Origin of the sequence: Chitinophaga sp. CF418 (assembly GCF_900142925.1) — a bacterium.
Lineage (GTDB): Bacteria > Bacteroidota > Bacteroidia > Chitinophagales > Chitinophagaceae > Chitinophaga.
Window position 1 is genome coordinate 215,585 of the sequence record NZ_FRCN01000012.1, and the last position, 25,799, is coordinate 241,383.

Sequence of the window (25,799 nt, forward strand, 5' to 3'; positions counted from 1 at the left end):
TACCCTTCTACTGTTAAAGACAGCCGAAGGGTGCAAAAGGAAGTGCCGGAAGAAAAAAATTATTTAAAATTGGAGAGAATCAATAGAAATACCTCCAGGGCATGGTCCTGGAGGTATTTCCTTAAAAAGGCGATGGCCCTTACGATATAATCTTTGACAGTTGCGCGGCTTACCCCCATCTGAAGGCTGATCTCTTCATGATTGAGGCCGTTTTCCCGGCTTAAGCGGAACGCTTTCTGCTGTTGCGGGGGAAGCTGCCGCATCCCTTCCTCCAGGATAGTCTTCAACTGCCGGAACTCTGCCTGTGTTTCCGTATCTGGTCCGGACAAGGTAAAGTGATGCTGTATATAGTTCGTATAAGCCACTTCCAGCTTTAACCGACTCAGCTTATTATAGATCAGGTTACGGGCTGTAATAAATAAGAAGCCTTCCAGGTTATCAATAATATCTGTTTTATGACGGTTTTGCCACATACGGAGAAATACCTCCTGGGCAATGTCCTCAGCTATCTGGTTTGACTTTGTCAGTACTAAAGCTGTAGAATATACCTTATCCCAATACTTATTAAAAAGCTGGTTAAATGCCTCCTCCTCTCCGGCTGCCATCCGGAGAAGTAGTGTATGGTCGGTATAGCGGGAAGTAGTCAAATCTGAACGTAGCCTTTATCTGCTCAAACATAGCAAAATAAATCTAACTCTCAAATCAGCTACCGCTTGATCAACTTGTCGTCAAACAGATAGCCATTTTTTATTCTTATGTAATACATACCCGCCGCCCAGCTTTTAATATTAACAGACGTATTGGTATCTGTCAGTCGCTGGGTGTGTATCAGTTCTCCCCTGTTATTATGTATAAGCAATAAGGCGCCGGGCAGAACACTGCTGAGATGTATGATGAAATGATCATCGGCAGGGTTAGGATATATACGAATCGACGCCAATATTGCTGCACTGTCTTTCTTTACCGTTACGCTGAAAGATTGCTGCGCCATTGCCGGCTTATAGTCAGCGTTCCCTGCCTGGATAGCTGTAATAGTGACCATGCCAGCTCTCAGGGTCCGTAAGGAATCGTTGACCACGATTACGACATTATTATCACTGCTACTGAAAGCAAGCGGCAGTCCCGAAGAAGCCACTGCATCCAGCAGCAGATCCTCCTGACCGACTATTCTATCCCCGATATGGGCAAAGGTGACATACTGATCTTTCCTGGCTACAATTACTGTATCGGTTACTGTAGTATCCACTACCGTTGTATCGACTACTTCCACGGGTTTAGTCACTGTTAGTACGATATCGTTACCGGTACCTCCTTTATAGGTGATATTGAAGTTATCCTTACCCGCTGTAAGCTGTGCCCCTTCCTGCAATCCCTTAAAGGTTCCTTTTACCGCAGCTGTGCCTGTGTTGTCGACAATAGTGAAAGTGTTCCCTATAGACATGGAGTCCGCATTCAGGTTAGTAAGGGCCAGGGAAGCATTGTTCAAGGTCACAGCAGTAACTACTATTTTATCAGCCGTCTTGTCAACCGCACTTAACTCTACTTTATAAGTTCCATCAGCATTTATCTTCAGCGAGTCAGCAATGAAAGTACCAATCCCCTGATCTCCCGGCTCCAGGGAAGCGCCGGTACCTGAACCCGTACCAATAGTTACATTGCCTGTACTTTTACCGGTACCGCCAAATACACCGCCAACGGCTGTAATATCACTGTAAAAGCTACCGGTTACCGGATTATTATTCAACAGGAAGGTTCCACTACGCACGGTGGTAGTACCTGTATAGGTACTGCTTCCTCTGAAAACCAATATGCCGGTACCCACTTTCTCCACGCACAATGTGTTCTGCATACTGCCGTCGTACACACTGTTTACGTTCAGGGCGCCTATACTTACTATAGGAGCACCACCTGCCCTGTTTTTGAAAGAACCCGGCCCCCAGAGCGCACCAAAATGCAGGGTGCCTGAAGAGAACCGGATGCTTGCTGCGTCTACAGATGTATTCAACAATGTAAAATGCGCCTTAGGACTACCGGATTCCGGTACCCAGAACTGGAACCTCGTATAACCGCTACGATTTCTACAGATAAATGATCCGGTGAAATTACTGTTGTCGCCCCAGAGGTTCAGTCCTCCGTAGTTATTACCGTCTTCTTCCAGGGTGCCATTCCCTGTAATGTTCCCCATCAGATTCAGTGCACCACCTGTCTGAAAGAAGTCGCTTGTTTTCCCCTCCGTCACCACGATATCATTCCAGAGTGTTGCATCCGCAGTACTGAACAATGAACCTCCGTCCATGATAATTTTCCCTGTTCCAAGCGGACCTGAAGTTGGTTTGCCAGGTGTACCTGTACCAATACCCTGTATGCCAATACCATTTACCGGTGGCCAGTTACTACCCCATCCGCTGATGGTGGTATTACCAGCATAGGTATTATCGCCGTTCAGGTATAACACGGACCAGCCTGCTTTTACAAGTCCCTGGCTCCCGCTGATGGCGCCCGTAATTGTGATGGGTTGTGTATTGGTGATGATATTCAGCTGGCTGTCGAGCACCATCGGTATATTCAATGTCTGTAACCAGGCCGAATTGTTGACCAGTTCTTTCTTCCAGGCAATACTGTTACCGCCGATCGTATACTGACTGGCATCCGCATCAAAAAGGATCCTTGCCACTTTCAGGCCAGTGATATCGTTGTTGATGGTGGATTTCGAACTCGCTTTAAATGTCAGGATAGCAGGGCTTCCCGGTACTCCATTCTCCACCCAGTCGCCAGCATTGCTCCAGTTGTCAGCTACTGGCGCTCCGCTCCAGGTTGCACCACTTCCTCCAGGCATACCAAATACCGCGGCGGAATTAGCGCTTTCCTGCGTTTCATTCATGGCGGCAATAACATAATAATAGGCAATGCCATTTACGACATTGTTGTCGGTGTAGGCGACAGCAGTAACGGTATCTATTGTGACGTATGGCCCACCTGTTGTTGCAGCCCGTTTAACCGTATATTTTATGGCGCCAACTGCTGGTTGCCAGTTAAGGATCAGTTGTGCGTTTTTATTGGTAACAACAGGTTGTGCTGGCACATCCGGAGGAACGGATATCCAGGCGACATTAGATCTTGCACTTTCCAGTGGCCCTGAAGTAGCCGTTACGACATAGTAACTATTCACGCCGGGGTAAGGATCGTTATCAGTATAAGAAAGGTTGGTAAGGCCGGAATCCAGGGCTATAAATGGCCCGTCGTAGGAACGGGAACGGTATACTTTATAACTGGTGGCATTGGCTGCACCTCTCCATGAAATCGTGATATTTACACCACTGGTTACCTTTGCACCTAAACGGGTAGGCACACCCGGAGGCACTTTACTGAACATTTTGATAACGAGTACCGCTGTTCCAGAACCTTTTGCATTCGTCGCTTTTAATGTCACTATACTGGTGCCTACCGCAGTAGCTGTTCCTGAAATAATACCAGTCAGTGAGTCAATCTTCAGCCCTGCAGGCAGACCGCTTGCCTGAAACATAACAGGGCTGTTGCTGGCGGTAATGGTATAGGAAAAGGTAGTATCTGCCAGGCCATCAACATTCAGCGGACTATTGATGATGGGTGCTCCGGCAGGGATGCCGTTAGAGATCCGGACATTACTGCAGACAGCAATGTTCTTTTCAGATGAACTACCGGACGAACAAAAGAATCCCATATAGGTATCTTCGCCCATGTTGGTGATGTACAAACCATTGTTTGACCAATTGATACCATCGTGTGAATGCCAGGTGAAAACACGCTGCCCCACCCGCTCCAGCTTCAGCCACCATGATCCTGTTTTATTGACGCTGCTGATATCATGAGTAGATATCCGTGAGGCAGTATATCCACTTCCGCCCGCAGTAACAGTATTTGTCCCATTCAGGTTCACAGCCACATAATTACCCCCCGGAGTCAGCTGCTCCCGCATCATGATACCTGTTACAGCGGTTTTGATGGAGTTGCTGTCCAGTTTCACGATCATGGTAGCGTTTCCTTTTACCGGCTTAAAGGTATAATTGGCTGCGCCGCCGGCACCAGCAGCCGTAATGGTCCATACACCATCTTTATATACCGCATTACCGCTGATGCCTGTACTTCCGATATCAATATTCGTAAGTGATGTTGCAGGTTCCGTAACCGCATATGGCACAGGAGGCAAGGGAGTAGCTGTAGAATGATCTTCTGATTTCAAATAGAGAAAGGAGGTGATACCCTCTCCCACCAATGTACGCATAGAATCAGTATAAGGCGTCGGGATACCTTTACGGAGAGAGTATGCTGCCTGTATGATATTATTAAATGCGTCCTGGTGCCGGGCACCTGTAGGAATTCCCCAGTTGGTATAATAGGTAGAATATCCTCCCAGCGGAATATATTCCAGGCCTGTATTGTTAATAGCGTAGTGGTTATACAATTCACCGACCGCCAGTAAGCGGTTATCCATTTCTGCAAAGAGATCAACGCCTTGCTTCCACGCAATCTCAGCCCCCCACATCAATGCACCTGCCTGTACATACCAATGGTCATCACGCCCCGCATCTGCCACTTCCCCGTTGGCCAGGCTATTACGCAAGCCTCCACCGCCATCCATTCTGTATACATCCAGTGCCTGGTTCCACTTCAGCGTATCATCACAGAATGCGGCTACGCCCAGTGCTACGGCCAGCTGTAAAGCGCCTTTGTTATGATCTCTTAAAGGACCGGGCACCCACGAAGCGGGCCAGTATACGTTCGCAAAGTATTTCTTCACGTGTGCAGTGTTTTCTGCTGTCCATCCCGGATAGGTGCCCCTGAGAATATCCGCACCGGTAATGTAATAAGGGGCATAGTCGCCCATATCAAGCATATTCTCAGAACCACCCCAAATAGTATTGGTAACTGCCCATGCATCCAGCATATCCGTTGCCTTTCTCGCATAAGCTGTATCTCCGGTAAAGATCCACATCAATGCCAGGTGATGGATAGCCATCATGTCGATCTGCCAGGCATTCCTGTTGATATCGGGCGAACGCCCTACTTCAACAAAAGGCCCCCGCATTCCATAGGTCAGCAGCGACCTGTAGTCACTTTTAAACCTGTTATAAGCAGATAACCAGGGTTCCTTTTGGATGTTTTCTTTCAGTAATGCAAGGTCTTCCTTGTTAAACGGAAGCCCCGGATGGACGAATGGCTGTGCTTTTGTTGCAGAAGTAATACCGATTACAAAAAGCAATAGGAACAGCTTTACCAGCGTAAAGTTTTTCTCCATAGAATAGGTTTGGTGCGGTTTTTCTATTGTTCACTGAATAAATACAAGGTCGTTCATATAGCCTGCTGTTCACGGACAGGCCCACTATCTCACTGTTACATGTTGCAGGTGGTTATGCTCATTGGTCGTGCTCTTAATGTCTATGGATAGCCTGCATGCGGGTTACCGGGCAATATCTATCCAGTGCTCTTTCTCTGCTATAAAATACGAAAGGCTTCATAAAGAAGCCTCATCGTATAGACGTAAAAGTACAATAAATTAAAAAATAAAATATACTACAATAAGTATCATCCGCACACTTAAAATGATAGGTTCACTGTTCTATACTATATCTCCATAATTTCCTCTATTCATTGAATATCGTTTTTTGTCCCCCATCAATTTATTTCAGTACATCCAATATTGGATGCGTAATCCCCGATAACTTCTTCATTTCCGGTTTGATCAATTCCATCACGGCAATATTGTTTGTGCCTTTACGGAGCCATTCAGCCGGAACATATATTGTCTGCTGAGGACCTGCTTCCCAGTATCTGCCGAGGTTATGTCCGTTGATCCATACAGCGCCTTTACCCCAGTTGCTCATATCCAGGTAAGTATCTCCCGGCTTATCCAATACAAATGTACCCTCTTTCAGTGCAGGGACAGTTACACCCGCAATGTTCTTTTTTGCCTTCACAGCAGGCAGCTTGTTAAATGGCAGTTTATACATCTTCCAGTTCCTGACTTCTTTGCCTGCCCATAACACTTGTTCTGTTATTCCCTTTTTATTTGCCAGCAGGTACGGTCCGAAGTTGATGCGTCCCAGGTTTTCTACCAGCAGGTCCAGTTTCACTTTTCCCGCAGGCAGCTGCAACTGTATGCTATCCAGTCCGGATCTTCTGTCCAGCACTCCCACTTTCTTACCATTCACCATTACGATACAATAATCTCTCAGCTCCTTCAGCTTTAACAAGGCCTTCTTATTCCCATCCAGCGTTGTGCTATACAATACCCATCCATACGCTTGTCCGAGATCTTCAAAAGTGAGCGGTGTAGCACTGCTTACCGGCGCAGACAACAGGTTAAATACAGGTGTTGAATGTGTGAAACTGATATCAGGTATTGCAATCACAGGCCTTGCAGCAGGTATTTCCGGCAGCACTGTTCCGGCAGGCAAATGTTTGGCAATCACGTTGCGGAACTGCCTGAACTTCTCCGTAGCATTCCCTGCTTCGTCCAGCGGTGCATCATAATCATAACTACTGATCTGTGGTTCATATGGCGCGTGGTCATTGGCGTTTGCGCCATTCATGAAATCCCTTGTGGTTCCCCCATGGAACATATACATATTGATGGATATGCCTGCAGCCAACACACTGTCCAGTTTCCCCAGGTACTTCTCATAAGGAACGGTATGATGTTTCGTTCCCCACCAGTCGAACCAGGCAGGATACCATTCTGCTATATAATAAGGCCCTTTGCCGTTATGATTCTCATTTATCAGTCTTTTCACTTTCGCAGGATCATCTACACCGTTGATAGCCGGTAAAAGGCCCGGCAGGTGCCCGTCTTTAATAGCCGGCTCAGGATCGCAGGTATAGAGCAGACCATCAAAGCCGGCTTCTATGAACATCTTGCGGTTAATGTCGAGATAGTCTTTATCGTTTGAATAAGAACCGTACTCGTTCTCTATCTGCACCATCAGTATATTACCACCATGGTTCACCAGTAATGGCGACAGCTGCTTACCCACGGCCTTAATATAGTTCCTGTAAGCTTCCAGGTATTGCGGTTCTTTACCACGCACAGTCAGCCCTTTTATCTGCTGCAACCAGTACGGATATCCGCCAAACTCCCACTCTGCACATACGTAGGGACTGGGCCTCAACACCACCCACAATCCTTCTTCCTGTGCTATTTTAACGAAGGCAGCAATATCATTGTTGCCCGAAAAATCATACTGTCCTTTCTCCGGTTCGTGTACATTCCAGAACACATACGTGCCGATGGTATTTAAGCCCATGGCTTTCGCCATTTTCATTCTCTCCCTCCAGCATTCGCGTGGTACCCGGGGATAATGCATTTCACCCGAGATCATCAACAGGGGTTTACCATCCAGCAGGAATGCCGTATCTCCCAGTTCGAACGTATGTTTCCCTGTTTGCTGTGCACCTGCAGTCATGCTGAGCAGTGCTATCAGCAAAGCAATTAAGCCAGTCCTTTTCATCCTTGGTCTTTTATTAATTAATACTTTCCGTCACCGTAACAACAGCCCGGGCGGGTATCGTGAGACTATTATTTACAGCAAGAGGGTGTAGGTTATCTGCTTCGGAGGTCACATAGGAGCGAAGTCTCCGAAACTGTCCCTTCTTACGGTTCAGTGAAATAGTTTTGTTATCGTTCGCGCTATTTACAATTACTACACTGATCGTACGATCTGTATTTTTATATGCAGAGACCAGCAATGTACTGTCTCCGGCTATGTCGGCTCTGATCCTTTTTGCTCCGGGTCTTACAAAGCGGCTATAGTTGCCCAGTGTCCACAGCATTTTACTGTCGCGGAACTGACCGTCCTGTTTATTCTTATCTATATAGATCAATCCATCTTTATAATCATAAGGAGATATTGCCAGCCAGTATTGCCATGCCGCTGCATTAGCAATGGTCAGGTCGTAATGGATGACACGGGCCAGGTACAATGCCGCGTCCATACCATAATCTCTTTTTTCTCCATTGATCTCGCCGGCATTATCGCCGAGTATGCAGTATTCTGATTGCCAGAATCCGAGGCCCTTCACTTTCTTCACATGTTTGGCTACTTCCTCTCTTACCAGCACCGCAATATTACCAGGTGAGGTAGTAAAATAGCTGTGCCCTAATATGTTGTGATACAGGTTTGGCAGGTTCCCAAGATAATCCGGAGAAGTGCTGTCAAAAAAGGCGGCGATCTGTTGTCCTTTTGCAGGTTTATCTTTTCCGTCAAACAGGTAGGTCAGCTGACCGGCTTCCCCGATCACTATTTTTGTGGACAGCTTGCGTGCTGTGAGCGTTTTACTCAGACTTCTCGTCAACGCGCTGATCTGATCATTGTTGTAAGGGCATCCCTCCTGTTTATTATCACTCCAGTCCCATTGTGGTTCATTCACAGGACTGACGAAGTCAAAACGGGTACCGGTGGTTTTATGGATCCCCTCAATCGCATCTGCTATATAAGTGGCAAAAGCATCGTATTTATCAGGACTGATGTTAGTATTTCCCTTGTTGGCAAATGCTCTCCCGGTAAGGGTCAGATTAACGGGCGGACTATTCAGGAAGGCCAGGAATTGTTTCACCTTTCTTTCCTTCGCTGCCTGCAGGAACCAAAGCTGTCCGGATTGAGCCTGCCATCTGGAAGCCCTGTGCCATTCATCTTTAATACCACTGCTGTCTCCCTGTTCGGCACTGCCTGCGCCTATATTATAGCGCCACAGGGACAATCCGATACCTTTAGGCTGCCCGTTGGAAGTCGTGTCCGTGCTAAACAGCCAGTCTGCCATTCTGTTCTTCTTTTCAGCCGGCCAGTTACCTACGAATTGTGCCGACCAGGCATCTGAAGCGCCGAAATTGTCAATCGTCTGATAAGTCACTTCGGGATCGATGCTTATATGCACCGCGGCGGTCTGTCCCGCCGCGGTGTGCATACATGTATAAAGCAGCAATGCCGATACAATGATCTCTTTCATACTAATAACCACTTGTTTGTTCCAGCTTATTATTTGAAGCCTGGATCTCTGTTCTTGGAATAGGCAGCCAGTAGTTCTTTTCCGCGAAAGAGCGGTTGCTCAATGCTACTTTCCTGGTATATACAGGCTTTTTGTTGCTATCCAACTCCACTGTTATACCATAAGCCGGAACGTTGTCTGTCTCCATGGCAATCTTCCAGCGGCGCACATCATAAAAGCGGTGCTCTTCAAAAGCCAGTTCCACCTGTCTTTCCCTTCTGATCGCATCTCTCATCTGGTCTTTGGACAGCCCTGCTACCAGTGCAGGTTGAGCAACGCTTGCACGTTGTCTTACCTGGTTCACCGCAGCGTATACTGTTCCATCGGGACCTACTGCTTCATTCTGTGCTTCTGCATAGTTCAGCAGCACTTCTGCGTAGCGGAGATAGATCCATGGCTGTAAGCCGGCTACGTTCCATGGGTTGTCTATAGGATTGTTGTCATCCATGAATTTACGCAGATAATAACCGGTTTTAGAAGTATTCCAGTTGGAAGGTCCGTCCTTACTGTCTTTTCCACCGGGAGTAAACACTTTCACTGTATCTTTCCTGTAAATAGCACCATTATAAAGCACAGTAGCATAAAAACGGGCGTCACGGTTTGCATAAGGATTGGTCGCATCATATCCGGAAGTGGCATCTGTGATCGGTTTACCATTCTTCATTTCATAAGCATCCACCAGGTTTTGCAGCGGTATATTTCCACCCCAGCCGTTATAACCGTTTGGACCGTTTGATATTTCCAGGCAGACGTGACGTGCACCTATTGCATATTGTCTCGCGAAGATAATCTCGTTGCTGCCGGCAGTCAGGAACAATTTAGCATAATCCGATGCAATTGAGTACTGGTTCATATCCATCACCGCTTTTGCAGCAGCAGCGGCAGCTTCCCAGCTACCTACATTATACAGGGGACTAGCCGCATATAATAACAAGCGTGCTTTTAATGCCAGGGCTGCACCTTTGGTAGCGCGGCCCGCCTGCCAGCTATTGTCATTCGCAACAGGCAGGTACTGTGCAGCAGAATCCAGCTCGGCCACCGCATAGTCCATACATTGTTTCAAAGAGGACTTGGTATAGAGGGAGGCGTCGGTCATATCGTCGCCAAGATTATATACTTTATCGCCCATTAAAATAACGCCGCCATAGTTCCTGATGAGATCCTGGTAACGGAAAGCCCTGATAAAATGTAGTTCACCTCTCAGTTTCGCTCTTAACTGCTCGCTCATTCCCACCTGCATAATATTGTTCAGGCCATAGTTACATTCGCGGATGCTGCGGTAGCTGCGACCCCAGATGGTACCGGCAATACCGGTATTTTCAGGCGCCAGCAGGCCTCTTTGTATCAGCCAGGTATTATCATCGTTATTGTATATGGATTCGTCTGACAGAGAGCTCCACATCGCATATTCAAAGCCCCTTCCAAAGCCCGGAGGAGTTCCCTCTGCCTCCTTCTCTTGTAGTCTTACGCCCATGTAACGGTTAATGACATAGTTCTCAAACAAAGAGGAGTCGGCCAATACAGCCACATCAGCAATCTTATCAGAAGGGACGATATCCAGGTAATTCTTTTTACAGGAGGTGAATATTCCTCCGGCAAGAAGCATTGTGTATAATATATTCTTACTAGTTTTCATTGATGGAATTTTTACGATTAAAACTTAACATTCGCACCCACATTCACGATACGCTGCTGCGGATAGAACTGTCCGCTAGAGCTATAGCCTTCCGGATCATAGTCTTTCACTTTGGTGAAAGTGAACAGGTTGAAGGCGCTGGCATATATTCTCAGGCCGGAGATGTTCATACGGGACAGAATACCTGCATTCACATTGTAGCCAAGTTCCACGTTCTTCAGACGGAGGAAAGACGCATTATTCAGCCAGAAGGAGTTTTTATACAGACCACCATTATTAGAAGAAGAAGCCCTCTCATCTACTTTAGGATAAGATCCGTTAGGGTTTGACGGGCTCCAGCGGTTATCGGCCCAACTGCTGTAGAAGTTACCGATAGTACCCGACTCCGGTAATACATACTGGCTTACACGTGCCTGTCCTGCAAATACCACGGATACATCAAAGCCTTTGTAATCGGCACCCAATACAGCACCGTAAGTGATCTGAGGAATATTGCTGTACGGCATTCTTGTCTGGTCGTCTGCAGTGATCTGACCATCCTTGTTGTAATCTTCATAGATCAGGTCTCCGAGCTGCGCACCTTTCACGTGCGGATATTTATCCAGGTCTGCCTGTGATCTGAAAATACCTATCGCATTATACAGCAGCTCTGTAGACAGTGGTCTGCCGGTTTTCCGCTGATAATCCAGTGTTCCCGCAGCTTCATCGATGAAGATCACTTTGTTTTTTGCATAGGTAAGGTTTGCGTTGATATGATAACCGATACCACTGGTGGTGCGGTTGTCATATCCCACTGTAGCTTCAATACCACTGCTGTTCACCTTTCCGATATTCTCAGAAGGCACCAGCGCATCAGCATTGTATGGATTTACGATACCTGATATCTGTGGAATAGAGGCATTTCTTGGCGTGAGAATGTCACTACGTTTCTGCTGGAAATAGATGAATTCCAGTGACAGATGCTTCAGGAACCGTGCATCGAAACCAATGTCCATTTTCTTTGCTACTTCCCAGGTAATGTTTGGATTACCGAGCTTGGTAAGATCGATACCAGAGTGAATAGCAGAACCGATCACATACTGGTTATTCAGGGAATAGTTGTCGAAGTACTGGAACAGTCCCACATTATCATTACCCAGTGTACCATAAGAACCACGCAGTTTCAGGTCGTTGATAAAGCCCACTGAGGACTTAAACCATTCTTCCTGTGATACGCGCCATCCGGCAGATACTGAAGGGAAGAAACCATAGCGTTGGCCTTTAGGGAACGTAGAAGAACCGTCAATACGGGCCTGTGCTTCCAGGAGGTATTTTTCCTCGTAGTTATAAGCCAGCCGGCCGAAATAACTCTTCCTGGTAAAATTGTAGCTCTTACCGGAATTGTCTTTATCTGTTGCAGCAGCTCCGCCCTGGGACAATTCAGGTGTCAGCGTAGTCGGGAAATTCATCCTGTAGGCGCCGAGGCTATCCAGGGTTGTTTTACTCTGTTCGTATGCGATAAAGGCGCTTACATCATGTTTACCAAACCTGCGTGCATAGTTCAGTTTGATATTGGAGGTAATCAGCGCTTTGTTCAGTTGTCCTTCAGACAGCGTAGCCATCTGGTTGGACCCACCTATTACAGTTTTCTTATAAGTATTGGTTGCTTCCACAAAGTCATACACTGCGTAAGGTTTGGCAAACGCTTTGGAGAAGCTCCATGATTTGTCGAGAGAGACGAATCCGTCCAGGGAAAGACCATCTACACCCGGAATTGCGTAGCTACCTTTCAGGATACCATTGAACACCTGAGTAGGGTTCCTGTTGGTACCGCCTATATCGGTCGCCTGCAGTATCGGGTTATTGTTCTCAATACCGGAAGTTGGCAGGCCATTTGGATAACGGGCTGCTACTGTAGGATAAGCACGGTAGATAGAACGGAAGATATCTCCCGCACCGGTTACCGGGTACATACGGTCTTCTTCGCGGCCTGATAGATAGAGGCTTACTTTCAATCTTTTGGTTACATCTGCATCAATGTTTGACCTGAAGTTATACTGATTGTAGTCTGTTACACCATGTTTATAGATACCGTCCTGTTTGATCATACCCAGAGACACATAATATCTTACATTGTCACTTCCTCCGTTCACTGACAGGCTATGCTGGCTCTGCAGCGCTGTATTCTTCAGCGTTTCTTTCTGCCAGTCAGTATTTGGATAGTGCAGGGGATCAGAACCATCTCTGAACTTCTGTATCTGATCAGCGCTATACACCTGGTTCATGCCATTTGCCGGCAGCGCATAATACTGGATCTCGTTCCTGATGGTGGCATAGGTTGCCGCATCAGCCATTTTTGGCAGACGGGTTGGAGAAGAAAATCCCTGGTTAAAGCTGTAGGAGATCACAGGTTTGCCTGTTTTACCTCTTTTGGTGGTTACCAGGATCACCCCATTTGCCGCACGGCTACCATATACCGCTGCAGATGCATCTTTCAGTACACTGATGCTTTCTATGTCATTGGGATCCAGCCTTTCCAGACCGCCGATCTGTCCAGGCACCCCATCTACTACAACGAGTACATCATTATTACCGGTAGTAGCCTGTCCGCGGATGCTCACAGTTGAACCATCATAACCAGGCTCACCTGATCTGTTGTTGGCAATAACACCGGAGAAACGGCCAGCCAGCGCGTTAGACACGTTGGGCTGCGGGCTTTTTACGATGTCAGCTCCCTTTACCACAGAAATGGACCCGGTAAGGGTAGCTTTTTTCTGGGTACCATAACCTACCACCACCACTTCATTTACATTCTGGCTCACGGTGGTAAGTGTTACATTTACCGGTGCGGTACTCTTTACCGCAATTTCCTGGGCGACGTATGAAACGTGATTAAAGATTAAGGTATCCCCTACATTGGCCGACAGGGTAAATTTCCCCTGTTCATTTGTCAGTGTTCCCTGGTTAGTTCCTTTTATCCGGACACTTACACCGGGAACGGCGCCACCCGCCTCAGACACTTTCCCCGTAATATTTTGTTTTTGCGCCCTTAATTCTGGTATCAGGGACAGGGAGAGGAGAAGGACTAGCAGCAACTGTCGTAGTGACACTAAATTCACTACCGTCGATAGACTTTTTTTCATAACGTACATTCCTTTAAAATTGATTGATAGTTGGTTGCACTATGATTACGTGGTAATTACATGACTAAATTAGGTGGATAAAAAGGACCCGCAGAGGGGGTAAATCGCTTAAAAAAGGGGGCATTTTCATCTTTCAGATGCCGAATTGTCCGATTTTACCACATTCAGATCCTGGTTGAAAGAATGCCGGTACTTTTTTACGTAAGCCGATGGATTCATCCCAAATAATTTGTGAAACTGCTCCCTGAAATATTTAATGTCCGAGATTCCCGCCTGAAAGGCGGCCTGATTGACGGTATAATTCTCTTTTAGCATTAAAACGGCTGCTTTTCTGAGCCGGATGGAACGGATAAAGGCATTGATGGTCTGTCCCGAGATCGATTTTACTTTCTTATAGAGGCTGGAATGGCTCATACCGATGGCCTGCGTGAAGGTCTTAATAGTAAAATCCTCATTCCCCAGGTTGGCTTCGACTATTTCTATACATCTTTTTAAAAAGTCCTGGTATTCAGCAGGAACTTTCACATAACTGGTTCTTAGTGTAATGTTTTCCTGGAAATATTGCTGCAACAGGTTACGGTTCTTTATAATGGTCTGGACCTTTACCAGCAGCAGGGCACTGTCAAACGGTTTTGTGATATAATCATCTGCGCCGCCTTCGATCCCTTCCATTCTCGCCTCGGACGAAGATGTCAGCAGAATGACCGGGATATGGCTGGTAATATCCGTTTCCTTAATCTTCCTGCACAATTCAATACCATTCATTCCCTCCATATGGACATCACTGATCACCAGGTCGGGCATGTATTTTTCCACCGCGGCAAATCCTTCAATACCATTTTCCGCCTGATAGACAATATATTTATCCGCGAAAAGCCGGTGCAGGTATTCCCTGATCTCGGCATTGTCGTCGATCAGCAGTACCGTCCTCTTTTCCGTGATCATGTCCTCCGGGGATACCAGTTTCTCCGGTTCCGGTTTCCGGTATACATCGTCTATCAGTTCATCCAGGATCGCCGATTTCTTCACCGGTTCCTCCTTTAGCGCCTTCGCGTCGAAATGCTCCGTTCCAGTCCTCAGGTGGACGCAGAAGGTCGTCCCCTCTTTCACCTTACTCGTATAGGAGACTTTACCCTTATGATTTTCAATGAATTTCTTCACCAGGTAAAGCCCAATCCCGAATCCTGAGCTGTGACTATCCCCGTGCTGGAATTTATCAAATATCTTGTCGCCCATATTCTCCGGGATACCGGCTCCCGAATCCTTCAGGATAATATCAACTCCACCTTCTGTGAGCTGGATATGGAAAGAGATCTCTCCCCCATCCGGGGTAAACTTAAATGCGTTTGACAGCAGATTGAAGAGCGCTATCTCTATCTGTTCGTAATTGGCATATATCTCCAGGGGACCATTATTATCTGCCAGGAACTGGTACCTGATATTCCTCGTTTCGGCCTGCTGGGTAAAACAGAGGAATACCTCCTCGCATAATAAAGTAATATCAAACTTAGTAACCTTAAGTTCCTCATTATCAGCCCTCCGGAATAATAATAACTGGTCCACCAGACTTAGTAAACGCCTGGCGTTCCTGTATACCACCCCCAGTTTCTCATTGTCTTTCAGCTCCTTCAGCGGGTTGATGATCAATGTGAGCGGGGTACGGAATTCATGGGAAATATTCGTGAAGAAGGACAATTTCTTCTCATTGATCTCTTTCTCCTTTTCACTTTCCAGGTGCGCCAGCCGGATCTCGTATCTCAGCCTTTCCTGACGGGACTTATATTGTATAAAGAGGTAAATGACCCCAAGGATAAGCGCCAGATAAATGGAATAGGCCCAGGGAGTGCGATACCAGGGTGGCAACACGATGATCCTTAATAACTGCTTCTCTTCCCCCCATTTCCCGTCGGCATTCGTCACTTTGACAAGGAAGCTGTAATTCCCCTCGGGAAGGTGGGTATAATTGGCGGTGCGGGATTCCCTGGCATCATTCCAACCTTTATCCCAGCCTTCCATCTGGTAACTATACCCGATCTTATCGGGGGAAGTATATTCCAGGGCCACAAAGTCAAGCGAAACGGCCGCCTTGTCGTAAGGAACGGTTATCTCTTCTATATTCTCCAGGGATCTCTTCGAGATGTAATCACTATTCTGCGCGGCGGGGACATTGTTCAGGCGGATGGCCGTCAGGAAAACGGGCGAAAAGTTGCTTCGTTCATAAATACTGTCAGGATGGAAAATATTGAACCCCTTAATACCCCCGAAAAGAAATTCCCCCGATCTCAGTTTTAAAGCAGCGTTATAAGAAAACTGGTTACTCTGCAGCCCATCCGTTTGTGAGAAGTTACGGCAGGTATACTGTACAGGGTCAAACTTTGCCAAGCCGTTGAAGGTGCTTATCCAGAGATCGCCCTTGTCGTCTTCCAATAACCGGAGCACTGTATTACCAGGCAGGCCCTCGGCCTCTGAGAAACGCCTGAACTTACCGGTCACTGTATTGAAGAGCAGCAATCCGCCCCCCTCCGTGCCTATCCACATATTCCCCCGACGGTCTTCATGGATGGTCCGGACGGTATAACCAACCGGATACGTATGGTGCTGTTTATGATCGCGGTCGATCTTTATCAGTGAGGAATAGTTCCCGCCCCACATGTTTCCCTTATGATCTTCTGCCAGGCACTGGATATTCACCAGCGACCTGTCAAAAAGCTCAAAAGTGTCTGTCTGACGGTTGAAAATGTATAATGTACCATTATTAGTTGTACTGGCCCATAGCCGTTTCTGCGCATCTTCATAGATTGCCCAGACGTTATTCTCCGCAGCTTTGGTAAAGGGATTAAAACAAACATAATGATCAAATGCGTCCCGTCTCTTATCATACCTGTTGAGGCCTCCAAACCAGGTAGCAATCCACAGATCGCTGTGGGAGTCCTGCAACATACCTGTAATAAAATTGCTGCTGACAGCCTGCTTGTTGCCCGGGTCGTAATTATAGTTTTTAACGGTATTGTTCTCGCGGTTCCAGTATTTCAGTCCGCCTCCATCCGTACCTATCCATATATTTTTTCCATCTGCCTCACAAAAGGAAAGAATGAAATTGTCAACCGTACTTCCCTTGAAGGAATGCTGTTCAAACAAATTCCGGCGGTTGTCTATAATATTAACGCCTCCGCGCAGGGTGCCGATCCACTTACGGCCTTCCCTGTCCTCGCAGATCGAATAAACAGCATTACTGCTCAATGCATAATCACTGTGCCTGGCCTCTCCATCCCTGACCACAAATATCCCATGACCATCGGAGGCGGCCCACAGTACTCCCTGTTTATCCGCACAAAGGTTAACGATCTTGCTTTTTTCTTTCAGGTAATTGTCAGAGTAGGTACCATTATATCTGAAAAGCCCTTTATCTGTCCCTATCCAGAGGTCTCCGTTTTTATCCACCTTCAGGCAGTTGGCCTGTTTTAACTCCCGGTTGATAACTGTGACAACAGCTTTGCTGCAATCATATTTACATAGTCCGACGTCCTGGACGAAAATATAAGCTGTAGTTTTATCTGCATTAAAGTCAATAGCAGTTACTTCATAATTCAGGTTATTGTCCACCGGGATCTGCCGTCCCGCGGCTGCATGCCTGTTGAACAGTAATAACCCTCTGCTCTCGGAACCTACGAGCACCATGCCCCCATTTCCCGCCTTGATGACGTGAATATTCCCTTCTATGGGTTTGCCGGTTGCTGCGTTCCTGGCTACGGAGAAGTGTTCATTCACCGGATCAAAAATACTGACGCCCTTCCGCCCTCCTATCCATAACCGGTGATCGGTATCACCGTCTATTGTATAAATACCATTATCTATGAGAGATGTACTGTCGCCTATCCTATTCCTGTAAATTCTGAATTTGTAACCATCATACCGGTTCAGTCCATCGTAAGTCCCGAACCACATGAACCCTTTATAATCCTGGTAAACATTTACGACTGCATTATTGGAAAGCCCATTTTCTATACTTAGATACCGTAAAGGTTGCTCAGCAGCAAAGAGACCATTTATGGAAATGGTCATCCATATCAACATTGTCCACCGCATTCTGTAAGCGCTAATTTGCGGTCAAAATAGCGATTTTATTTTAATAAAAAACTCCCGGTGGATATTACCCCCGGGAGCTTTCATTTTATTCGGCCTTATATTTTATGCTTCCGCAACAACAGCAGGGACAGCCGGTACGCTATCTCCTACCATTGGTCCGCCAGCTGATAGCTCACTACCCTTCCGTCTGGATTTAAACAAGGGCCAGAGGAACTGAGCATACCATTCTTCCTGTTTGTAGTGTTTAATACCGTATCCGCTGGGATACTGCCTGGTGATGATCCCTGTCCCGAATATGATATCCCAGATAAAGAACATATTTCCAAAATTCCCTTTATAATTTCCTACACCATCATCACTACTATCAGCATGATGCGCATGATGGGTAGCAGGTGTAGAGATCAGCCTTTCCATCACCCAACCGATAGGTTGCAACCAGCGGATAGTATAAAAAGGCTTATCCCATTTGATGCTGGAATGCGCTCCCGTTGTGATCAATGCTTTAATACCTGTCACAAACAACACCGGGTATCCCAGTCCAAGATACACCAGGGTTGTGGTAAGGTAGATCTGTGAAAAAAAGATGGTATAAATGATATTCTGCCTGCTGGCCATCGCCATGCCCATATAAGGCGCGGAATGATGCGTACGATGGAAGCGCCATAGCCAAGGCAACTGATGATGCAGGCGGTGGTACCAGTATTGGGTCAGATCATCGCCTACGGCAATAATTGCAAATCCCCACCAGAACGGCACCCAGGCAAATATATTTTTTGCATTGGGCAGCAGTGTGGGCAGTAACAATACCCCCAGGTAGGCAATAAGTGGCCGCACTACAATTCTGGGCACCACGAAACACACAATGTCCAATATCCGTTCATTATTGGTCCAGTGGTTCTCATACAACCCGAAGGAGAATTCTATGATACCGATGATCAGCATGATCACCGGTAGTCCCCACCCATTCAGGTTGGTGAAGATCAGTTCTATATAATGTACCATTAGATAAAGTTTTAAGTACCGGCTAACGCCGGTACGGGTATTAAAATGTTATCTCGACGCTTTTACAGTTGCCTGTGGATGCTGCTTCCACGGTCTTTCACCGCTTATCCTGAACGACAACAACATCAGCAATACAGGCAATGCATACAGCACGATGCTTATCAGGGCGTCCCTTATAATCCTCTGCTGTGTGATCTTATCCGTTTTCATGATGATCATATTTTCATGTTAAGAGCCAATGCTGGATCAGCCACAGGGCGCCAGCGATAATAAACAAGGGTATCAAAAAAATGATAATGCCTACAATGATCTTTCTGATCAGTAGTAAAATATCCTGTACTATCATACGGGTAATCATTTAGGAGCAGCGGTGAGTAATTTCCTTGAGTTGATCAGCCTTGCCTTGAACACATCATCCCAGTCGATATATGGATAAATATTGTACTTCTTCGCATCCTGTTCGAAGAGGCGTTTCAATTCTGCCAGTTTCTCCGGATATTTATCCGCCAGGTTCACCCGCTCATTAAAATCTTCATTCAGGTTGTATAGTTCCCATACATCCTTGTCAAAGTCTTTTGTAACTGCCTGGCCTGCATCTGAGAAACCATTGAGGTCTTCATAGTTGGGATGATGTGCAGCCCCGGCTTTCCATCCATCTTTATAGATAGCCCTGGAACCGAAAATATAATAGTACTGTTCCGTATGACGGGAAGGTGCATTGGCATTCGCAAAAGAATACACGAGAGAAGTACCGTGCAGGCTGTCCTGTTTAATGCCCCTGATCTGTTGAGGGAAAGGAATGCCCAAAAATTCAATTGTCGTAGGCAGGAGGTCTGTTACATATCCGTACTGTGTGCGTATTTCTCCTTTGGCTTTGATTCCTTTCGGATAAAATACGATCAGCGGATTACGGGTCCCTCCTTCTGAATTGGCATCCTGTTTCCAGTATTTAAACGGTGTGTTGGCCGCCTGCGCCCAACCTAAAGGATAGTTGGCGTCAGATTCCGGCGTACCTATCTGGGCGATGTGCTGCTCATTGAATAACCTGGCGGAGTCGCGTGGCAGTGTTTTGTTCCTTCTCGGAGAATGACCATTTGTCACCACTCCTTCCAGAGTACCTTCCTTACTCGCGCCATTGTCGCCAACTACAACGAAGATCAGTGTATTATCCAGCTGCTGAATGGATCTCAGGTAATTAATCACCCGGCTTACCTGGTAATCTGTATAAGTCAGGTAACCGGCATAAACTTCCATAAAGCGTGCGTACAGCTTTTTCTGGTCGGGTTTCAGCTCATTCCATGCCTGTATATACGAGTTCCTTTCGGGTAGCTTTGCATTGGCAGGAATGATGCCCAGCTTCTTCTGATTAGCGAAAACCTTTTCCCTAAACGCATCCCAGCCATCATCAAACTGCCCCTTATACCGGTCGCTCCACTCTGTAGCCACCTGGTGGGGAGAATGCGTAGCAGCAGGCGCGTAGTACAGGAAGAAAGGCTTATCAGGCGCAGCAGCCTTCTGCCTCGCAATGTAACTGATCGCCTTATCTGTGATCTGCTCACTGAGGTGCCTGCCATCCGGTTTGATGTTCACATTATCTTCTACTAATGCCGGTTTATACTGGTCTGTTGCAGAGCCGAGGAAGCCGAAGAAATGTTCAAAGCCTTTACCCGAAGGCCAGCGGTCAAATGGGCCGGCATCAGAAGTATCTTCATCTGGCGTGAGGCCGTATTTACCTACAGCAAAGGTATTGTATCCATTCTCCTTCAGGATCTCTGCGATCGTTCCTGAGCTGGAAGGTATACGCCCATCATATCCCGGGAAACCGGCAGAAGAAAAGTAATGCGCAAATCCGCCCATATGCACTGCATGGTGATTCCTTCCCGTCATCAATGCTGCCCGTGTCGGCGCACAGATAGCAGCAGTATGAAAATTGGTGTAACGCAGGCCATTGTTAGCCAGGCTGTCAAAGGTCGGAGTACTGATCACACCTCCGAAAGTACTGGTGGCGCCGAAGCCCACATCATCCAGCAATATCCATATAACGTTGGGAGAACCCGCGGGAGGTTTTACCTGTGCAGGCCACCACTCTTTTGATTCTGCCAGCGTACGGCCCACTGTGCCCTGGTAAGGTTGCTGTGCCTTTAACGCAAGGCCAGTCATTAATGTAAATGCACTTAAAACGAGAAATTTCATGTTGCGTAATTAATTTTTATGGTGATGTGATTACCAGCCCGGATTATTCGTCAGCTCCCCGTTGATGTCGATCTCCGACTGTGGAATAGGGAAAAGGGTATCTTTTAATGCCGCTCCTGTTTTTGCAGGTATTTTCTTCAGCGCATCGTAGAGATAACTGCCTCCTCTTCTTGAGAGGTCAAACCAGCGCATACCTTCCTGTATGAACTCCTTTCTTCTTTCCAGGAAAACAGCATCACGGAAATCAGCCTGGCTCAATCCAGTGGTCAGTTCTGCTACATTGGCACGGCTTCTCACCTGATTGATGGCAGCGTAAGCATCTGCGGTAGGACCACTATTGAGCTCATTGAGCACTTCCGCTTTCAGTAACAGTATATCCGCATACCTGATCACGGGGAAGTTGATACCGCTCTGTGCCTGATTGGTCAGGGGCGTCAGCGAATAATCTATAAACTTGGCAAAACGGGCAGGACTGAAAGTGACGTAGTTGCCTGTGGCCGCGTTGTAAATGCGGGTCAGGAATGTCACATCCCTGCGGGTATCAGTGGCTGCAAACAATTGGAACAGGGTACTGTCGGCAGGAAGATCACCCGGATAAACAGCGGCATTAAAAGAAGAGAAATTGCCACTGCTTAATGACTGTGTACTGTTCTTAGCACCGAGATTAGTTCCGAACTGTACGGAGAAAATATGTTCTTTCCCATTCTTCGTTTTCTGCTGAAAGGCATCCAGGTAATTTTCAAATAAGGCATATCCGTATCCGCCGTTGATCACTTCATTGATCTCGGTCAGGGCCTTACTCCATTCCCTGCGGGTCACATACACCTTCGCCAGCAGTGCATGAGCAGCGCCACTGGTAGCACGCCCTATATTCCCGCCTGTATATGTTTTGGGCAATAGTGTAGCGGCTGTCAGATCTGCAATGACCTGCGCGTACACACTGTCTTTCGGCACCCGTTTTACCTTTTGCGCGCTTACATCAATAGAAGAAGGATCATGCAGGATCAGTGGCGCATCGCCCCAGAAACGCACGATATTGAAATACAGCAATCCGCGCAGGAATTTTGCTTCTCTTACCAGGCGCGCCCTCGCTGTAGTATCAAAATCAATTGACGGGATATTGTCAATCGCTATGTTTGCGCGGCTGATTGCGAAATAATGCTGCTGCCAGTTCTTCTTTACCCTGTCATTGGCCGCCACATAGGTAGCAGTACCTAATGCGCGTACGTCTGTGTTGGTATTCGAAGGACTAAACACCTGGTCGTCGCTGGCATTCCCTGTTAACAGGTTCAGGTTCCTGCCGTACATGGGAAAGTCTCCCGCGGCATCCGTATTCAATGCACTATACACTGCTGATACTGCAGCAACTGCATCCGCCTGCGTTTTGTAAAATTGTGAAGCTGTGATAAGCGAGGATGGTGATTCGTCTAGTTTATTGCAGGATGCGACAAGCACGCCGGCAATTAATAGTATCGTATATAATCTTGTCATTGTATTAAATATTAAAAGAAAGGACTGCGATATACTGGCGCATTTATCAGAATGTAACACTTAAGCCGGCGAGGAAACTTTTTGAGCTTGGATAAGCACCATAATCAATCCCCTGCTTCGTATTATCATTATCGTAGAAGTTCACTTCAGGATCCAGACCGGAATAGTTTGTCCATGTCAGGATATTCTGTGCAGTCACATAGATCCGTAGTTGTTTCGCGTGAATTCTCTCCAATACTCCCCCGGGAAGGCTATAGCCCAATGAGAGATTCTTCAGCTTTACAAAAGATCCATTTTCCACGTAACGGTCCGTCACCTGTGCCACCGGCGCATTTGTTGCCCTGGCCACCTTACCATCGGGATTACTGTCGCTATACCTGTCGAGTAATACGGCAGAAGCATTCAGCGACAGCGTAGGTATTTCCAGTTTCTGCTGGAGGAAGTTGAATATCTTATTGCCATAACTACCCTGGAAAACGAACGACAGATCAAATGCTTTATAATTGAGGGTATTGGTGAAACCAAAGGTCAGCTTAGGCTGTGCGCTGCCCAGGCTATGCTTGTCGGCAGTTGAAATCACCCCATCCCCATTGGTATCCACATACTTCGTATCTCCTACCTGTTGCGATACTCCGGCCAATACTGGAATGCCTTTCTGAACATCCTCTTTCGTGATCAGACCGTTGGTATTATACCCCCAGAAAGTACCCACCGGCGATCCCACTTTTACGATCACCGGAGAGACGTATCCTGTAGGCGCCAGCGGGAAATAATAGTTTGTACCGTCACCCAGGTTGAGGATCTTATTCCTATTGGCGGCCAATACTAATGTAGATTTCCAGCTAAAGTCCCTTCCCTTGATATTGTCTGAAGTGATGCTCAGTTCCAGCCCTTTGTTCTCAACACTTCCCACATTCTGCAAAACACTGGAATAGCCAGTATATAATGGGAATGGCACATTCAGCAGCAGGTCTGTTGTCTTCTTGTAATAGGCGTCAAATGACACATTAATACGTTTATTAACCAGACCGAAATCAACACCGGCATTATACTGTGTAGTGGTTTCCCACTTGAGATCCGGGTTGGCGACCTGCACAGGTGCAATACCTGTTACCAATGTCCCGTTGAAATAATAGTTTGTTGGCGACAATGCAGCCAGTGAGCTATACGGGGGTACTTCAGAATTACCTGTTCTACCAGCAGACAACCTAAGCTTCAGATCGCTGACAGTACTTCCCCATTGTTCAGCAAAAACCTCCTTTCCTGCATTCCAGGAAAAACCGATAGACGGGAAATATCCCCAGCGGTTATTTTTTCCCAGTCTGGAAGAGCCATCAGCGCGCAATGACAGCGTAAAATTGTATTTATGCTGATAGGAATAATTCACCCTGGCCAGGTAGGAATTAAGAGAAGATTCATGTCCGTCGGAAACAGATAATACCGGTGTACTGGCGTAGTTCAGGTTGTTAAAGGAAGTAAGATCGTTAGGGAACTTCTGCGCACTGGCTACGGCAGATTCATCCTTCTGATGCTGCATGGTATAACCTGCCAGCACATTCAGAAAATGCGCTTCCCCGAAAGCATGGTCGTAGGTCAGCGTGTTCTCATTGATCCATGTGGTAGCACTCAGATCACCTACGGAAGCGTATCCTCCGGCGGCATAACCGGTAGCGCTACCTCCCGGTGAACCCGCATAACCGGGAGAATAATAGTTCTGTTTAGTATTGATAAGGTCTGCGCCACCTGTCACTTTCAAGGTCAGTTCTTTCAGCAGTTTATATTCCAGTGAAGTGTTTGCCAATATCCTTCTCAGGTATGTTTTATTGATTGTAGACTGAAGATCCTGGATCGGGTTGGTAGGGTTAGCGGAATAGGGACTGCTCGTATTGTAGCTTCCGTCTTCGTTCCAGATCTTCGCTACGGGCGATACCTGTAGCAGATTAGCAAAGGCTGTGCTCTGGAAATTAAGGCTGTTGTAGTTGTTGCCGAATAATTTATCTTCTATAGACTGACTGCCGAAGATGTTGGTAGCGATCTTCAACCTATCACTCACCGTACGTTCGTAGTTTATCCGGCCGGAGTAACGTTTAAACCCCGTATTAATGATAATACCTCCCTGGTCGAAGTAGTTAGCGGAAATAAGGTACCTGGATTTCTCATCTCCCCCCGAAAAGGACAGCTCATGGTTCTGCAGCGCCTTTTTACGAAGAGCCGCACTCTGCCAGTCGGAGCCTTCACCCAGTGCGGCAAGGTCAGCCTCATTGTATGTTTTAGCGCTTCCTGTGCTCACGTTGATATCATTTACCAGTTCACCCCATTGCCTGGCATTCAGCAGGTCCAGCTTTTTCCTTACCTGCTGGGTACCGACGTATGTGTTGTAGCTCACTTCGTCATGCCCCCGGCGACCTCTTTTAGTGGTGATAATGATCACGCCATTTGCCCCACGGGAGCCATAGATAGCGGTCGCAGAAGCGTCTTTCAGCACTTCTATGGAAGCGATATCACTGGGATTGATGGTTGACAGTGCATTCACGCCTGTGCCGTTGGACGCGCCTGTATTAGCATAATCATTGTTATTGTAGATGATAAACCCGTCTATCACATATAAGGGAGCATTCCCGAAGCTGATAGAGTTCCCACCGCGTACCCGGATGGTGGCAGTACTTCCCGGCTGCCCGGAGCTCTGCGTCACAGCAACGCCCGGCACACTTCCCTGCAGGAGATTATCAAATGCGGCGGCAGGCTGCGCCAGTAATACCTTGGAGACACTGGCTACAGAACCGGTGATATCACTTTTACGTTGTGTACCATAACCTACTACAACGACTTCGTTCAACTGACTTTCATTCTCCTGTAGCAGGATTTTTAATGGAGAACCGTCAGCCTGTATTTCTTGTTTTTTGTACCCTATGAAAACGGCTTCAATAATGTATGGTAGTTTCTGACCTGTCCTGAACTGGAAGTTTCCTTTTGCATCAGTCAAAACCTGGTTGGTGGTGCCTTTAATTCTGACCAAAGCACCAATAACGGGGCTGGATGTTTTACTGTCAAGTACAGTACCGGTGAGTGTAGAATTAATTACAGGATCGGAAGCAGATTGAGCATATAACGTTACAGGTGCTATCCCTGTTAACCAGGAAATAAGCAAGAGAACTTTTTTCATTAAATTTGCGATTAGTGATTAGACAATACGATACCGCCCCGCGATCATTCGCAGAGTAGTACATCCAGAGATTTGTTTAGTCAGGCCG

The 25,799-nt window shown here is 46.9% G+C and carries 12 protein-coding genes; all 12 read right to left on the bottom strand.

What is annotated here, in order from left to right:
- Nucleotides 1-59: 59 nt before the first annotated feature.
- The 12 genes from F3I09_RS24710 to F3I09_RS24760 all read right to left on the bottom strand — a co-directional run bounded on the left by F3I09_RS24710 (nt 60) and on the right by F3I09_RS24760 (nt 25,711).
- Nucleotides 60-605, bottom strand: coding sequence for an RNA polymerase sigma factor (locus F3I09_RS24710; protein ID WP_149697732.1), 546 nt, complete (start codon nt 603-605; stop codon nt 60-62).
- A 101-nt stretch (nt 606-706) separates the two neighbouring features.
- Nucleotides 707-5,275, bottom strand: coding sequence for a putative Ig domain-containing protein (locus F3I09_RS24715; protein ID WP_149697733.1), 4,569 nt, complete (start codon nt 5,273-5,275; stop codon nt 707-709).
- Between the two features lie 382 nt (nt 5,276-5,657).
- Nucleotides 5,658-7,484: a beta-galactosidase family protein gene (locus F3I09_RS24720; protein ID WP_149697734.1), complete on the bottom strand. Its 1,827-nt coding sequence runs from the start codon at nt 7,482-7,484 to the stop codon at nt 5,658-5,660.
- A 13-nt stretch (nt 7,485-7,497) separates the two neighbouring features.
- Complete coding sequence (locus tag F3I09_RS24725) at nt 7,498-8,979, bottom strand: glycoside hydrolase family 30 protein (RefSeq protein ID WP_149697735.1); 1,482 nt, start codon at nt 8,977-8,979, stop codon at nt 7,498-7,500.
- A 1-nt stretch (nt 8,980) separates the two neighbouring features.
- Nucleotides 8,981-10,654 (bottom strand): RagB/SusD family nutrient uptake outer membrane protein, encoded by a 1,674-nt coding sequence (locus tag F3I09_RS24730; RefSeq protein WP_149697736.1) that lies wholly within the window; start codon nt 10,652-10,654, stop codon nt 8,981-8,983.
- A 17-nt stretch (nt 10,655-10,671) separates the two neighbouring features.
- A complete protein-coding gene (locus tag F3I09_RS24735) occupies nt 10,672-13,776 on the bottom strand; it encodes a TonB-dependent receptor (protein ID WP_149697737.1) in 3,105 nt (1,034 codons plus the stop codon).
- A 126-nt stretch (nt 13,777-13,902) separates the two neighbouring features.
- Nucleotides 13,903-17,838: a two-component regulator propeller domain-containing protein gene (locus F3I09_RS24740; protein ID WP_223233375.1), complete on the bottom strand. Its 3,936-nt coding sequence runs from the start codon at nt 17,836-17,838 to the stop codon at nt 13,903-13,905.
- 126 nt (nt 17,839-17,964) lie between these two features.
- Complete coding sequence (locus F3I09_RS24745; RefSeq protein WP_149697739.1) at nt 17,965-18,864, bottom strand: sterol desaturase family protein; 900 nt, start codon at nt 18,862-18,864, stop codon at nt 17,965-17,967.
- Nucleotides 18,865-18,912: 48 nt separating this feature from the next.
- Entirely contained in the window at nt 18,913-19,074 is a 162-nt protein-coding gene (locus tag F3I09_RS34195) for a hypothetical protein (protein WP_188133947.1), read from the bottom strand.
- A gap of 144 nt (nt 19,075-19,218) precedes the next feature.
- Nucleotides 19,219-21,057 carry a sulfatase-like hydrolase/transferase gene (locus tag F3I09_RS24750; protein WP_149697740.1) on the bottom strand — a complete coding sequence of 613 codons (1,839 nt, stop codon included), beginning with the start codon at nt 21,055-21,057 and terminating at the stop codon, nt 19,219-19,221.
- Nucleotides 21,058-21,087: 30 nt separating this feature from the next.
- Nucleotides 21,088-22,548, bottom strand: a complete 1,461-nt coding sequence (locus tag F3I09_RS24755) for a RagB/SusD family nutrient uptake outer membrane protein (protein ID WP_149697741.1) — start codon at nt 22,546-22,548, stop codon at nt 21,088-21,090.
- Between the two features lie 46 nt (nt 22,549-22,594).
- On the bottom strand, nt 22,595-25,711 hold the full coding sequence (locus F3I09_RS24760; RefSeq protein ID WP_149697742.1) for a TonB-dependent receptor: 3,117 nt from the start codon (nt 25,709-25,711) through the stop codon (nt 22,595-22,597).
- Nucleotides 25,712-25,799 lie beyond the last annotated feature (88 nt).

Excerpts from the sequence above, each read along its gene's own strand:
- F3I09_RS24755 (WP_149697741.1), bottom strand. The coding sequence starts at position 22,548 with ATGACAAGATTATATACGATACTATTAATTGCCGGCGTGCTTGTCGCA.
- F3I09_RS24745 (WP_149697739.1), bottom strand. The coding sequence starts at position 18,864 with ATGGTACATTATATAGAACTGATCTTCACCAACCTGAATGGGTGGGGA.
- F3I09_RS24725 (WP_149697735.1), bottom strand. The coding sequence starts at position 8,979 with ATGAAAGAGATCATTGTATCGGCATTGCTGCTTTATACATGTATGCAC.
- F3I09_RS24760 (WP_149697742.1), bottom strand. The coding sequence starts at position 25,711 with ATGAAAAAAGTTCTCTTGCTTATTTCCTGGTTAACAGGGATAGCACCT.
- F3I09_RS24730 (WP_149697736.1), bottom strand. The coding sequence starts at position 10,654 with ATGAAAACTAGTAAGAATATATTATACACAATGCTTCTTGCCGGAGGA.
- F3I09_RS24740 (WP_223233375.1), bottom strand. The coding sequence starts at position 17,838 with ATGACCATTTCCATAAATGGTCTCTTTGCTGCTGAGCAACCTTTACGG.
- F3I09_RS34195 (WP_188133947.1), bottom strand. The coding sequence starts at position 19,074 with ATGAAAACGGATAAGATCACACAGCAGAGGATTATAAGGGACGCCCTG.
- F3I09_RS24735 (WP_149697737.1), bottom strand. The coding sequence starts at position 13,776 with ATGAAAAAAAGTCTATCGACGGTAGTGAATTTAGTGTCACTACGACAG.
- F3I09_RS24715 (WP_149697733.1), bottom strand. The coding sequence starts at position 5,275 with ATGGAGAAAAACTTTACGCTGGTAAAGCTGTTCCTATTGCTTTTTGTA.
- F3I09_RS24720 (WP_149697734.1), bottom strand. The coding sequence starts at position 7,484 with ATGAAAAGGACTGGCTTAATTGCTTTGCTGATAGCACTGCTCAGCATG.
- F3I09_RS24710 (WP_149697732.1), bottom strand. The coding sequence starts at position 605 with ATGGCAGCCGGAGAGGAGGAGGCATTTAACCAGCTTTTTAATAAGTAT.
- F3I09_RS24750 (WP_149697740.1), bottom strand. The coding sequence starts at position 21,057 with ATGAAATTTCTCGTTTTAAGTGCATTTACATTAATGACTGGCCTTGCG.